The organism is Stenotrophomonas sp. YJH_SMC_27 (assembly GCF_059369815.1).
Genome location: NZ_JCAFTA010000002.1, coordinates 260580 through 273126 on the forward strand (window position 1 = coordinate 260580; position 12547 = coordinate 273126).

General features: G+C 64.6%; 12 protein-coding genes and 2 pseudogenes. 6 read left to right on the plus strand and 8 right to left on the minus strand.

Translation table 11 applies throughout. The features are described from left to right. Window position 1: 1 nt before the first annotated feature. From AC5P7R_RS04710 to moaA, 4 genes are read right to left on the minus strand one after another with little or no spacing between them, the layout of a single operon-like run. Window positions 2-262, minus strand: coding sequence for a MoaD/ThiS family protein (locus tag AC5P7R_RS04710; RefSeq protein WP_005416856.1), 261 nt, complete (start codon window positions 260-262; stop codon window positions 2-4). After that, on the minus strand, window positions 262-1515 hold the full coding sequence (locus tag AC5P7R_RS04715; RefSeq protein WP_478435857.1) for a molybdopterin molybdotransferase MoeA: 1254 nt from the start codon (window positions 1513-1515) through the stop codon (window positions 262-264). Before AC5P7R_RS04715 ends, AC5P7R_RS04710 begins: the two co-directional genes overlap by 1 nt. Further along, window positions 1515-2510 carry a bifunctional molybdenum cofactor biosynthesis protein MoaC/MoaB gene (moaCB, locus tag AC5P7R_RS04720; RefSeq protein WP_478435858.1) on the minus strand — a complete coding sequence of 332 codons (996 nt, stop codon included), beginning with the start codon at window positions 2508-2510 and terminating at the stop codon, window positions 1515-1517. Before moaCB ends, AC5P7R_RS04715 begins: the two co-directional genes overlap by 1 nt. 8 nt (window positions 2511-2518) lie before the next feature. Then, window positions 2519-3499, minus strand: coding sequence for a GTP 3',8-cyclase MoaA (moaA, locus tag AC5P7R_RS04725; protein WP_478435859.1), 981 nt, complete (start codon window positions 3497-3499; stop codon window positions 2519-2521). A 194-nt stretch (window positions 3500-3693) separates the two neighbouring features. Between moaA and AC5P7R_RS04730 the strand changes: the two genes are divergently transcribed. After that, window positions 3694-4098 (plus strand): hypothetical protein, encoded by a 405-nt coding sequence (locus tag AC5P7R_RS04730; RefSeq protein ID WP_032954242.1) that lies wholly within the window; start codon window positions 3694-3696, stop codon window positions 4096-4098. Here the strand turns inward: AC5P7R_RS04730 and AC5P7R_RS04735 are convergent. Continuing rightward, window positions 4092-4421 carry a hypothetical protein gene (locus AC5P7R_RS04735; protein ID WP_005416862.1) on the minus strand — a complete coding sequence of 110 codons (330 nt, stop codon included), beginning with the start codon at window positions 4419-4421 and terminating at the stop codon, window positions 4092-4094. The genes AC5P7R_RS04730 and AC5P7R_RS04735 overlap by 7 nt on opposite strands. 574 nt (window positions 4422-4995) lie before the next feature. On the opposite strand from AC5P7R_RS04735, the gene AC5P7R_RS04740 reads away from it, so the two are divergent. From AC5P7R_RS04740 to AC5P7R_RS04750, 3 genes are all read left to right on the plus strand, one after another. Beyond that, the gene (locus AC5P7R_RS04740; RefSeq protein ID WP_111102393.1) at window positions 4996-5373 is read left to right on the plus strand and encodes a hypothetical protein; all 378 of its coding nucleotides are present in this window, start codon (window positions 4996-4998) and stop codon (window positions 5371-5373) included. Between the two features lie 206 nt (window positions 5374-5579). After that, a complete protein-coding gene (locus tag AC5P7R_RS04745) occupies window positions 5580-6080 on the plus strand; it encodes a hypothetical protein (RefSeq protein ID WP_111102394.1) in 501 nt (166 codons plus the stop codon). Then, window positions 6059-6892 (plus strand): hypothetical protein, encoded by an 834-nt coding sequence (locus tag AC5P7R_RS04750; protein ID WP_111098100.1) that lies wholly within the window; start codon window positions 6059-6061, stop codon window positions 6890-6892. The genes AC5P7R_RS04745 and AC5P7R_RS04750 overlap by 22 nt, the downstream gene beginning before the upstream one ends. Window positions 6893-6982: 90 nt before the next feature. Here AC5P7R_RS04750 and AC5P7R_RS04755 read toward each other — a convergent pair whose 3' ends face one another. Continuing rightward, window positions 6983-7273, minus strand: a complete 291-nt coding sequence (locus AC5P7R_RS04755; RefSeq protein ID WP_111098099.1) for a DUF6984 family protein — start codon at window positions 7271-7273, stop codon at window positions 6983-6985. Window positions 7274-8020: 747 nt separating this feature from the next. After that, window positions 8021-9550: pseudogene (locus AC5P7R_RS04760) on the minus strand (RHS repeat-associated core domain-containing protein); the annotation flags it as partial. Here AC5P7R_RS04760 and AC5P7R_RS04765 point away from each other — a divergent pair. Next, window positions 9538-9675 (plus strand): annotated as a pseudogene (locus tag AC5P7R_RS04765) (alpha/beta fold hydrolase); the annotation flags it as partial. The pseudogenes AC5P7R_RS04760 and AC5P7R_RS04765 overlap by 13 nt on opposite strands. A 35-nt stretch (window positions 9676-9710) precedes the next feature. Here the strand turns inward: AC5P7R_RS04765 and AC5P7R_RS04770 are convergent. Beyond that, the gene (locus AC5P7R_RS04770) at window positions 9711-10505 is read right to left on the minus strand and encodes an AraC family transcriptional regulator (protein ID WP_049426760.1); all 795 of its coding nucleotides are present in this window, start codon (window positions 10503-10505) and stop codon (window positions 9711-9713) included. Window positions 10506-10671: 166 nt separating this feature from the next. Here AC5P7R_RS04770 and AC5P7R_RS04775 point away from each other — a divergent pair, with 166 nt between their 5' ends. Beyond that, complete coding sequence (locus AC5P7R_RS04775; protein WP_495213777.1) at window positions 10672-12546, plus strand: FUSC family protein; 1875 nt, start codon at window positions 10672-10674, stop codon at window positions 12544-12546. The last annotated feature ends 1 nt before the right edge of the window (window position 12547 follow it).

Below are 12547 nucleotides of genomic sequence, written 5' to 3' on the forward strand. Positions count from 1 at the left end.
CTCAGCCCCCGCTCACCGGCGGCAGGATCGCCACCCGGCCATCGTCGGGCAGCGCCTCGTGGTCGCGCAGCACGCGTTGCTGATCGGCGAATGCCGAGTAATCCAGCAGGCCGGCACGGAAACCCGGCCAACGCAGTGGCAGCAGCTCGCGCAGCGCCTGGCGCAGATCGGCCACGGTGCCACCGGCCACCTCCACGGCAATCTCGCGGCTGGCATCCAGATCGGAGAACGCACCGAACAACTGCAGATTTACCTGTTTCATCATGACTCCTGGCTCACCAGCTGCACCGGTTCGTGGTGACCCCAGCCCTGCACCCGCACATAGGTGCCCGCGCTGGCCAGGTCTCCCTCGGACTCCAACACCACCCAGGCGTTGGCCTGCAGCATGGACATCAAACGGAATGATTCCTGCCCGGACAGCACGCGCGCACTCAGGCGACCCTGCGCGTCCACTTCCACCCGCGCCCGCGCGTGGAAGCGCAGGCCCGGCGGCGTGCGCACGTCGGCCTGCAGCGGCAACGTCAGCACCGGCTCTGGTGCCAGCCCCAGCAGGCGGCGCAGCACCGGCTCGACGAAGAAGCGCTGGCCCACGGCAGCGGAGACCGGGTTGCCTGGCAGGCCGAAGTACAGCGCGCCATCAGGCAGCACCGCAAACAGCAGCGGCTTGCCCGGGCGGATCGCCACCTTGTGGAACACGATGCGCGCGCCACGGCCGCGCAGCGCGTCGGGAACGAAATCGTAGCGGCCGGCTGATACCGCGCCGGTGCTGATCAACAGTTGCGCGCCCGCGTCCAGCGCTTCATCCAGGACCGCGTTGAACGTCGCCACCTCATCGCCCACCGTGCCCTGCAAGACCACCTCGGCACCGGCGGCCTGCAGGCGGCCGACCAGATACGGCCGGTTGCTGTCACGAATCTGCCCGGATGCCAGCGTCTGCGCCGCCTCGGTCACCAGCTCCTTGCCGGTAGCAATCACCGCCGCCTTTGGCCGCGCCACCACCGCCACCTCGCCCACGCCGATGGCATGCAGCAGGGTGCGCGCGTTGATGTCCAGCAGCTGCCCGGCCTGCAGCACGCGCTCGCCGTCGCTTACATCCTCGCCGCGCAGGCGCACGTTCTGGCCCGGCTTCACCAATGCCTTCAGGGCAATGCGGGTCGGGCGGCCATCCTCGCTGGCGAGGATCTCCACATTCTCGACCGGCACCACCGTATCCAGCCCGACCGGCATGCGCGCACCGGTCATGATTTCCCAGGCACCCTCGCCGCCGTCGGCACCGGCATCGCCGGCCGCCTGCCAACCCTGCACGGTAAATTCGGTGCCGGCCTCGAACGTCGCGCCGTTGGCGCGCAGCGCGAAGCCGTCCATCGCCGAGTTGTCGAACGGCGGCAACGACTGCCCGCTGTGGATGTCACTGGCCAGGGTACGGCCGCTGGCCTCATGCAGCGGCAGATGCTCGGCCGGCAGCGGCGTGGCCGCGTCCAGCAGGTGCTGCAAGGCCTCGCTGTAGGCAATCATCAGTGGCCACCGCCATCGACCATCGCCAGGGCGTGGCCCAGTACCGGCGCCAGGATGTCCAGGCACTGCGCCGCCGCTTTCGGGCTGCCCGGCAATGCAAACACCAGCATGTTGCCCAGCTGCACCACCTCGGCGCGGCTCAGCCAGGCCATCGGCGTGTGCTGTGCACTCAGTGCACGCACCATCTGCGCCAGGCCATGCACCGGCCGCGCGTTCAAGGAACGCAACGCCTCCGGGGTCAGGTCTCGCGGGCCCAGCCCGGTCCCGCCGGTACACAGGCACAGGCGCACGCCCTCGGCGGCCAAGGCCTGCAGGCGGCCCGCCAACGGCTCGATGCCATCGGGCAGTACCTCGGCGGCTACCACCTCGCCCCCCAGCTTCTTCAGCCCGGTCACCAGGGTTGGGCCAGAGATATCCTCATAGGTGCCTTCGCTGGCGCGATCGCTCAGCGTGATCACCGCGCAGGCCGCCCCCTGCAGCCCCTTCGGCGCACGCGGCTTGAACCTCTCACGCTCGGCCTCGTCCATGCCATCCGGGTGCAACCAGACACCGCGCTTGCCGCCTTCCTTGAACAGCAGGCGGATACCTTCGATGCGCAGCGCCGGTTCCACCGGCTTGCTCAGGTCGTACAGGGTCAGCAGCGCGGCGTTGACGCCGGCCAGCGCCTCCATCTCCACACCGGTGCGCGCCTCGCTGGCGCACTCGCACCACACGCGGATCGCCTGCCGCTCCGGCACCGCCGCGCAGAACACCTGCACCAGTTCCAGCGGCAGCGGATGGCATAGCGGCATCAGCATCGACGCCATCTTGGCGCCCTGCAGGCCGGCAATCTCGGCCATCACCAGCGCATCACCCTTGGGCAGGCGGCGCTCGACGATCAGCGGATACGCCACCGGACCGGCATGCAACTCGCCCACCGCCACCGCACGGCGGCGGGTGATGCGCTTGTCACGGACATCGGCCATATGGAAGGCCGCATTCAATTCCCCACTCATCGTGTTGCTCATCCTCCGATGGAGGCCAGGTGCGGGGTCAGCCCGGTCTGGCCCTGGTGCAGTCCATGCCCGGCCGCTTTCAGGCCAAGCTGGGTGGTGATGCGTGCCAGCAGCGCGTCATGGTCATCGTCGCGCTGCAGCAGCGGGCGTAGCGGCACGCCGAACTCGCCAAACAGGCACAGCCGCAGGTCGCCCCTGGCGGTCACCCGCAGGCGGTTGCAGCCCTTGCAGAAGTCACGCGAATACGGCGCGATGATGCCGATGCTGCCGCGATGGTCGGGGTGGCCGAACTCGCGCGCCGGGCCGGCATCGGCCGCGCGCGGGCGCTCGTGCCAGCCCGCGACCAGCAGCTGCTCGATCACCCGATCGGCGCGCAGGTGGTGGCGCTGGAAATAAGCTTCGTTGTCGCCGGTGCGCATCAGCTCGATGAAGCGCACGCTGAAGGGGCGGTCGCGCAGGTAGTCCATCCACTGCGGCAGCTCGTCGTCGTTCAGGCCACGCAGCAGCACCGCGTTGAGCTTGATCGCCGGCAGGCCCAGCGCCTGCGCCAGGGCCAGGCCCTGCTGGATCTCCGGCAGGCGGTCATGGCCGGTGATGGTCTTGAAGCGTTCGCGCTGCAGGCTGTCCATGCTCACGTTCAGCGCGGTCAGGCCGGCGCGGTGCCAGCCCGGCAGGCGCCTCGGCAGCAGCGTGCCATTGGTGGTGATAGCCACCTTGCGGATGCCCGGCACCGCCGCCACGGTGGCGATGATCTCGTCAAGATCCTTGCGCAGGCTGGGCTCGCCGCCGGTCAGGCGGATCTTGCTCATGCCCAGCGCGGCGAACGCACGCACCAGACGGGCAATCTCGTCCACCTGCAGGAAGCGCGGGCGGCCATCGGCCTGGTAGCCGTCGGGCAGGCAGTAGCTGCAACGGAAGTTGCAGGCCTCGGTAAGCGACAAGCGCAGGTACGGAAAGCTGCGTCCGAAGCTGTCGGTGAGTTGGCTCATGGCTGGTCCACCTTGTTGCTCCACCGTCTTGCCTGTGCCCGGAACGGCCCGGATACCCTCGCCTGCTGGAACGATTGCCAGAGTACGCGGCCTTCAGTTCCATCGGCATGACTTAAATCAATCGCGTTCGGCCCCGCGCGGCAGGCGTTGTGGCAGCATGCGGCTTTCCGTGCAGCGGGCGTGTGACAACCCTCATGATGATGAACGATTTCCAGCAACTGCTGCACGCCGCCGGCGAGCAGGCTGAACCGCAACGCCTGCTGTTCGTATTCGTGCGCGCCGAGCTGCCCGAATCGCCCACCAGCGACCAGCGCGACCGTCATGACCGCCGCGAGGGCGGCACCCTGTCGCCGGTGCTGTGCGTGGACAAGCTGCCGGCCGAGGTGCCCAGCTTCCAGGCGCTGGCGGCCGAATCGACCACCACCGGCATCGACTGGGACCTGGTGTTCGTAGCGGCGCTGGATGGCCGTGGCGGTTTCGCGCCGAACAGCGACGAAGCCGCGCGCCCGTTGCGGCTGATGGTCAACGCCATCCATGACGGTCAGATCGGCCGCTTCGCCGCCTTCGACCGTGGCGGCGAGCCCGTTCAGTTCTATTGAGCCACCAGCTGCAGGGTCAGGAAGAAGATCACCAGCACGGTGTTCAGCCCCCAGGCCACGGTCAGCCCGCGCGCCGCCACGCCCAGGTTGGGGTTGTGCGCGGTGGGCGCCGCCCGCCAGACCGCCGGGATGATCCAGCCGGTATAGAGCAGCAGCACGGCAAATACCCCCAGCAGCAGCGTGGTGCGCTGGTTGGCCAGCGCCCAGAGGGCCACCGCCCACAGAATGTTGCTGGGAATGACGCCCTGCAGCCAGAACACACTCCACAGGCGGGAACGGCCTTGGGTGTCGGGGGTGGGGTGCAGCGAAGCGGTGGCGGTCATAAGTCTCCTTCTGTTTAGGAAACGTGCTGAGCAAGCCTGCGCTTGGTGGCTGGGAACGTCAACCCGAGTCGCACGTCACGCTTTGGCACCTGTAGACGCGGGCCGAGCTCGACACAGGTCGCTCCCCGCAGAGCCTGTCGTCATCGCCCCTCCCCCCCTTGTTCCCTAACGCCCCCCAACCTCGACATCTGTCGCAGATTGCACGGTGCGGGCGGACCGCCGCGCCAGCCAGCGCTGGCAGTGCTTAACAGCATGGGAGAATGCCGAAAGCGTCTCCAATCGAGTGATGTTTACAACTCTTCTGATTGGCATTGCACAGCGCCAGGGGCTCAGATGGCGTGCCACCGGAAAAGGGTGGCCGGGCTTCGAACACCCGAGTTGATGTTGATGTATGCGCTTGCCAGCCGGCGCCACCTCAGCGTGGCGCCGGCTGGCAATCCGTCTGCCGGCTATGGCGGGCGGTGCGTGGGGGCCTTCGGGCCCGCCGGACTGACATCAACCCGGTGTTCGAACCACGTACCGTCCGCCACTTTTATGGGTGGCGGCTACCGATTGCCCTGCACGGAGCCTTGCCATGAATGAATCGGACTTCCCGCATCTGCACGCCTACCGCGGCACCGCCGGCGACGACGGTTCGCCACAGGCTAAGCCAACAGTGGACAGGAACACCTTCATTGCCAATCTCCACCGCATCGGCTCCGGTGCGGCGGCCGACGGACAACCCTGGCCGGAGCGGTATCAGCTGCCCGGGCGCTGCCTGGCCCTGGCCGACGCCGATTGTGCGTTGAACGGGTTGCGGGTAGTGCTGGAAATGCTGCTGGCGGCCGAACGCACCCGGCAGAATGGCGAACCGGAAGAGTACGTGGGCGACCGGGTGATGGAGGGATTGGTCATGGCCTGCCAGTCGTTGTGCGCCCAGGCGGTAGGGCGGTTGCAGATGGGTGAGCAGTAGCCCCTATCGATGTCGCCTTTGCCCCCTTTTCGCCCCGGCGTTCGCCCGCACAGATGTGACGCCCTTCTCTTTACTCGGCCTGCGATGGGCGCTCCAGACTGGCGCGCGCCCATCCTCCTGACGACACGACCATGCTGGCAAGGGTGATCAGAGCAATTGAATCACTCGCACTTTCAGAGCTGTGCAGACGGAGGCATCAGAAACCAATGCAGAACTTCAAAAGCACCTTGGCACTGCTCGTGGCCGCCGGCTGCTGCGTGGCCCCAGACATGGCGCACGCGTTCCAGCTGGTCAGAGAAGAGGCAGATATCAGGCTTGTGGATGGCACACCCGCGCTCTGCATCCCGCAAAAAGCGAAGGGTTCGTTCCCGGTGGCCAACTTGCTACTGATGGAGTACTACACGCTCGAATCCGAAAGATGGGCCATCAGCCTGAAAGACGACGCCAAGCCAACGAGGCTAAAGCGTGGCCATTGCATTGCATACGACTCAGTACCAGACGGATACGAGCGGGATGGGCCAAAAGACAATAGGGAGAATTTTCAATTGAAATTGAACACAACCTACTACTTTCAAGCAATCCGACACATTCCAACTCTCTGGTACTTTCGTACCGCAATATATGAATCTACATTCTGTCTCAAATCGGATGCCGATGGCACTCTGAGCATTCAGAAGAAATCAGCATGCCCCGACTTCAGCAGATGAAACTTCCTGTCTCAGCGACAATCCTGGCCCTCCTGCTTCTGAGCAGCTGCGGCCACACCCCGGACCGGGCGTTGCCGGACCGAAGCCTATCGCCCACCACCGACGCAGGCGTGGTCAATGTGGCCATCAAAGTCCCCACAGAGCTCGAAGCGATGGACATGCGAGTCATTTACCGATCAAAGACTTGCACCTTCACCGACTACACTGCCTCCGGAATCCCCTATGATCGAGATGGCTATCAGCAGATGGACTTGAAGCCCATCCAGCAGGAGCAGAGCAGAATTTTCGAGGCCAAAGTGCCAGTGAATGGTGGTGGCAGCTGCAACTGGACGTTGAGCAATGTCACGTTCGGCGCAAAATACAAAGACACCTCCGCGTTTGGCGAGGGCATTGGATCCGGCCTTCCTGCCGGCATGATTGTCATTTTTGATGACAACAATTCGCCCAACGGCCGCTGGGATATCAAAGCCGACGGAGATCTGACAGTTGTGCGGGACTACTACCCATGGCTCAGTGAGAGGTTCCTTGGAGGCCATACAAGGTCAATGAGCCTGATCACGAACGGATATTTCTACCTAATTTACAAGGCACCTGATGCCCGCAATGTCCATTTCGAACCCATCCTGCATTCGCAGTTCCTCACGCGATCCGTGGGGCCTAAAGTCAAAGCCAAAGGCAACAGGACGATCTACTACTATCCAGATGGCAGCAATTCGTTCGAAGCTTACAGCTGGCCGAATCACGCGAAACTGCAGGCAATCCGGATGGCTGCCGAAGCGCGGCGCCAGGCCTTGTCCGATTCCGAAGGGTGAAGGCGATGCGCAACGCCCTTCAGCTTGGATCGCTTTCAGCAGGCGTCAGTGTTCGCTGAAAGCGCTCCTCAGATCGACGCCGATGATCGGTTAGAAGTCGACCTTCCACAGCTCCAGCTCGAAGAGCTGATCGTGATTGTCCAGGCACAGGGTGACTCTCACCGGCACGCCGTCGGCATCGGCAAGCATCGCCGTGGCAATGTCGCTTCCGAAGACCTGGGTCGTGCTGGACAGGAACACCACGCCCCCGAATCCGACGACCTCCACGTCCTCCACCTGGGCGAGCGCCAGATCCTTCAACAACCGTTCGGACAGCTCGTTCGTCTCGGGCAGCAGCCTGTGGATGAGGGAGACCTCGTCGGGGGTGAGGAATCTGGGCACGGGATGTCCTTCAGGGCACTGCATCCAGCCTCCCCCGCAAAGACTACTGTGAGTAATTGACTTCTTTAGTGACATTTCCACTTCGGTCGTACCATCGCCACACACCGGCCTTATGCCCATTCTTAAACGGTCCACGCATACGAATATACCCATCATCTGCGGCGACAAATGGACCATCAGCAATCTCGCACCCCTTCAAAGAGCCCGCTTTTCCCCACGGCTCGGTCTTCAGTCGAGCGGGCTCAACACATTCTATCCGCTCATCGTCGAACGAATTCGTCGTTGCGCCCTGCTTCTGATCCGCACATGCCGAAGAAAGTGACGCCAGCAGGACGCATGTCATGTATCTCTTCATACCTACCTCAGCCCAGGAACCTTCGAGTTGAGCAATCGTTTGTTCTGCTCTTGCTGCAGTTCGACTGTACTAGCATTCCAAAGTGTCTTGGCTACAAATGATTGGCAATGGTTGGCAGGCCCCCACCTACCAAGTGATCTCCCTATCTGAAGCTGGGAATTGACTCTCGCTTCGTCGACATTTTTAACCACTTTGCATGATGCTCCAGGCTCATTGCTACGACCGACATGGTTGGTCACCTGCACGGGATCGCCCGGCATGTCTCCACTGTCGTTACCAGGTACGTTTCCACGAGTGCCACCCATGCCTGCCTCAACTGTATCCGTACGAATCCATTGGTGATCAATTGGATTGTTGGATACTCCAAAGGCCGGCTGACTACATACAAGTACTTCCAAGCCCTCAGGGTCAATCCAACTCATCGGATTTCCCATCACGTAGCCAAAGGTATTTGGCCCCGCTGCGAGCCCAATCGGATCACTCTGCGAATAACGACCCACCGCAGGGTCATACTCCCGCTGGTAGTTGTAGAACAGCCCACTCGCATCCGTCGCCTGCTGGCCCGGGAAGCGCAGCGCCAGTTCGAACGCCACACCATCCCCGTCCTGGTCTGCACTCGGAATCTGGTTGCCGAACACCTCGCTCTTGTTGCTCCACTCCCAGATCGCGACATTCCGTACCGGATCGATCACCACGCGCGGTGTGCCCAGGTGATCCGGCTGCACGTAGGCCAGTTCCGGCACGCCGGTGGCCGGCATGTTGATCAACGCCACCGGGTAGTTGTCCAGCCAGATGGCCTGCTGCTGCGCCTGGCCCGTGGCCGAGTAGTTGCCCAGCCACTGCCCTGCTTCGTCGTACAAGGTGATCTGCGCTGCGCCACCGGCCGGGGTACGCAGTACGCGCTCACCGCGATGGTTGTAGGCGTAGCTTTCCAGTACAGCATCGCCCTGCTTCACTGCGTTCATGCGGTTGGCATCGTTGTAGGTGAACGTCTTGCCGCCGATGCTGGTGGTGTTGCCCACCGCGTCATGGTTGCGCGCCTCGGCATCCACCGCAATCAGCCGATGGCTGGTTGCGGGATAGGTGTAGCTGGCGGTGCCTGCCGAGGTGGTCAGCGCGGTGCGATTGCCGGTGGCGTCATACGCATAGGTTTCGATCGGGGTGCCTGTCGTCCCGTCCTGGGTCTGCGTCAGGCGACCCAGCGTGTCGTAGGCGTACTTGGCCAGCACCGTCGAGCCTGCGCCATTCTTCAGCTCAGTGATCGAGCCGACCGGATCATAGCCATAGCCCAGCGACAGGCCGCCTGCAGCCGGGTCATGCACCGCCTGCGGGCGATAATCCAGATCCAACGGACGCTGCAGCTGGCGGCCGTTGCCGTAGGCCCAACCGGTCGCCGGGCCGAAAGCCGCGTAGGTCAGGTTGTTCACCACGATCTGGCGGGCCTGGCCGGGGCGGGTCAGGCCGATCTGGCTGATGCGGCCCTGGGTATCGCGGACGTAGTCGGCCACGCTGCCGTCGGGGTAGGTCAACGCAGTCAGGCGGCCCGACTTGCTATAGGCGTAGCGCAGCGTGCTGGCAACGCCGTTGACGGTCTGTACCTTGCGGGTGACCTGGCCGAAGCGATCATGGCAGTACTGGGTACTGCCATTGGCGTGCAGCACCTGCCCCAGCCGTCCCTTGGCGAAGCGCTCGTCGGCGGCACAGGCGGCAGGCGCCACGTCATAGCTGTAGCCCGCGTCCAGATTGGGATCCGGGTAGGCGATGCCGATCAGGCGGTTGAGTGCATCGTAGTGATAGGTGGCGGTGACGCCACGCGCATCGGTAGCCGTCTTGCGGTTGCCGGCGGCATCCACGGTGAAGCTGCTGGCGCCACTGTCCGGGCTGACTTGCCCGGTCAGATCACCGAAACCGTTGTAGGCATAGCCTGCTCTTCTCGGGATTCACGCGCGGCTCGCATCGCTACCTGGCGACCGGGCACACCCTCCAGCGCGAGGATCCTGCTGCAGTGGTGGCCGCGATTCAATCCGTCTCCGGCACTTTGAAGTAGCCGTTCCAGGCAATGGCTTTCCGGGTTGTTCCCTGCTACTGCCCACGCAGGCGCACCGCAAAGTACCGCGCCGGGGAAAGGCCAAGCGCTTTCTTGAACATCGTGATGAAGGCCGTCACCGACTCATAGCCCAGCGTCTCGGAAACGCGTTGTACGGGTGCACCGGCGGCGAGTTCCCGAATGGCGATGAGCAGGTGCAGTTGCTGCCGCCAGCGCCCGAAGGACAGTCCCGTTTCCCGTTCGATGAGCCGGGTCAACGTGCGCTCGCCCAGGGCCAGGCGCACAGCCCACTGGCTGATGGTGCTGCGGTCTGCCGGATCCGCCGACAGCGCCGCCGCCAGCGCACGCACCTTCGGGTGATGGCTGACCGGCAGCGAGAGGTGCTCGGCCGGCATCTGTACCAGCTCGTCCAGCAACACCCGCGCCAACCGGTCGGTGTGGCTGCCATGCGGGTAGTCCAGCGGCGCGTCGGCCAGGTGCAGGATCATCTCGCGCAGCATTGGGGAGATCGCCAGCGTCACGCACTGCATGGGCAGATCGACGATGCCGGGTTCGACGAACAGATAGCACAGGCGCGCGTTGGCAGTGGCGCGGTTGCTGTGCGGCATGCCGCCCGGAATCCAGACGCCACACTGCGGCGGCACGATCCACAGCGCATTGGCCACTTCGCAGGTCACCGCCCCATGCAGCGCAAGAATGAGCTGACCCTTTCGATGCTCATGCACCGGAATTTCCGCGTCGTGCTCGGCCACCTGCAGGCGGCTGGCAACCGCCGGGCGATCGGTCTCGTCCGGGTCCAGGTCAAAGCCGGGGAGCGAAATGCGAGCCATTCTCACATTGACCGGTTTTAGCGATTGACTGTCATTGTAGCGAAATTCGCCAGTGCGGCCGATCACTAGCATGAGCCGCATGCACTCCCCCTCTCCTGCCCGTCCCCACGTGTTCCAGGCATTCGCCCGGTTGAAAAGCCCTGCCCTCAGGACCGATCAGGAGGCGGTGCTCTTCTCGCTCAAATGCCTGCTCGCCGCGTCGCTGGGGCTGTATGTCTCTCTATGGATCGGCCTGAATCGCCCGTTCTGGGTGATCGGCACGGTCTATCTGGTATCGCAGCCTCTGTCCGGGGCGACACTCAGCCGCGGCCTGTTCCGCCTGCTCGGTACCGTGGGCGGGGCCGTCGCCACCGTCGTGCTGGTGCCGCGTTTCGCCAATGCACCCCTGGTGCTGAGCGCCGCGCTCGCCACCTGGATGGCGCTGTGCCTGTATCTGGCGATGCTCGACCGCACGCCGCGTGCCTATGCGTTCCTGCTGGCCGGCTATACCACCAGCCTGATCGGCTTTCCTGCGGTGATGGTGCCGGGAGACGTGTTCACCATTGCCATCACGCGGGTGCAGGAAATTGCCATCGGCATCCTGGCCGCAACGCTGGTACACGCGCTGGTGCTGCCGCGCCGGGTCTCGATGCGCGTGCACGCACGGGTCGCTGCCGTGCTGGATGACGCGGAACGATGGACACGGGACATGCGCGCCGGCGCATCGGACACGGTGCTGGCGACGGACCGCTCGAAAGTGGCCGCCGACCTGCTCGAGCTGCATGTGCTGTCGATCCACCTGCCCTTCGACAGCGCCCACGGCGTGGCCCAGGTGCAGATCCTGCGTGCCCTGCATGACCGGATGCTGGACGTGCTGATGCTGTCCAGCGCGGTGGAAGATTCCATCGACCGGCTGCGTTCACCACAGGCCGGCGCGATGGATGCAACGGGCTGGCGCGATCTGCTGCAGGCCGGCCTCGCCGCGCAACAGGCCGAGCTCGACCTCGCCCACGCCGACTGCCGCGTGCTGCAGGCGCAACTGCACACTACCCGTCCCGACTGGCGTCGGCATGTACCTGCCCGCCTTGCACGACATGTGCAGGGTGCGGTACTTCACCGGGATCATCGGCTTGCCCTGCGCAGCGCGCTGGGCGCGTTCGTCGGCATCCTGCTGAGCTGCGTTCTATGGATCGCTACCGGCTGGTCGGAGGGCGCCACGGCGGTGTCCATCATCGGCACGGCGTGCGTGCTGTTCGGCACGATCGAAGCGCCGGCACCGCATGTCATGCGCTACCTGGTGGGATCGTGCATCGGCGTGGCCGTCGGTCTGCTCTACGGTCTGCTGATCTTCCCCGCGTTGTCCGATATCACCGGCCTGATTGCCGCGCTCGCGCCGGTGCTGCTGCTGTGCGGATCGTTCCTGGCCCGGCCGCCATTCACCATGGCTGCCTTGGGCGTGGTGCTGACGTTTCCGCTCATTGCCAGCCTGGGCGCGACCAATACGACCAACATCGTCGGCGCGCTCAACAACAGCGTTGCGTTGTTCATCGGTACGACGGTGGCACTGTGCAGCATGCAGCTGTTCCAGACCGCCGATGCGGTCCGCAACCGCGCTCGGCTGGAGCGGTCGATCCGTCGGGACATCGCACGCTACGCCGCCGGACAAGGCGGTGCGAGCCGCGCGTGGCTCAGCCGCATGCTGGATCGAATAGGGCTGCTCGCTCCCAGGCTGCAGGGCCGTTCCAGCGCCGCTCACGACCTGCGGGCATTGTTTGCGGACGTGCGTGCGGCACGAGCATCCAGCCAACTCCGCGCGCTGGAAAAGCGGCTGCACAACCCGCAGGTTCGGACGCTTCATGCGGCGCTGGTCGAACGCATCGCTGCACATTTCGGGGTTCGCGTCCACTCGGCACGCAGTGTCGACATCCATCTTCTGGTACTGCTGGACCGCATGCGCGAGGTAGCTGCGGCCAGCAGCGGGGTCGATCGAGAGCATCTGCTGCACCTGCTCTGCGGGTTGCGCTGCGACCTGCTCGTACCTCCGCTCACCCACCGGCGCTGAC

Bases quoted from the DNA above. Each gene is read 5' to 3' on its own strand.
- AC5P7R_RS04710 (WP_005416856.1), bottom strand. From the start codon at position 262: ATGAAACAGGTAAATCTGCAGTTGTTCGGTGCGTTCTCCGATCTGGAT.
- AC5P7R_RS04715 (WP_478435857.1), bottom strand. From the start codon at position 1,515: ATGATTGCCTACAGCGAGGCCTTGCAGCACCTGCTGGACGCGGCCACG.
- moaCB (WP_478435858.1), bottom strand. From the start codon at position 2,510: ATGAGTGGGGAATTGAATGCGGCCTTCCATATGGCCGATGTCCGTGAC.
- moaA (WP_478435859.1), bottom strand. From the start codon at position 3,499: ATGAGCCAACTCACCGACAGCTTCGGACGCAGCTTTCCGTACCTGCGC.
- AC5P7R_RS04730 (WP_032954242.1), top strand. From the start codon at position 3,694: ATGATGATGAACGATTTCCAGCAACTGCTGCACGCCGCCGGCGAGCAG.
- AC5P7R_RS04735 (WP_005416862.1), bottom strand. From the start codon at position 4,421: ATGACCGCCACCGCTTCGCTGCACCCCACCCCCGACACCCAAGGCCGT.
- AC5P7R_RS04740 (WP_111102393.1), top strand. From the start codon at position 4,996: ATGAATGAATCGGACTTCCCGCATCTGCACGCCTACCGCGGCACCGCC.
- AC5P7R_RS04745 (WP_111102394.1), top strand. From the start codon at position 5,580: ATGCAGAACTTCAAAAGCACCTTGGCACTGCTCGTGGCCGCCGGCTGC.
- AC5P7R_RS04750 (WP_111098100.1), top strand. From the start codon at position 6,059: ATGCCCCGACTTCAGCAGATGAAACTTCCTGTCTCAGCGACAATCCTG.
- AC5P7R_RS04770 (WP_049426760.1), bottom strand. From the start codon at position 10,505: ATGGCTCGCATTTCGCTCCCCGGCTTTGACCTGGACCCGGACGAGACC.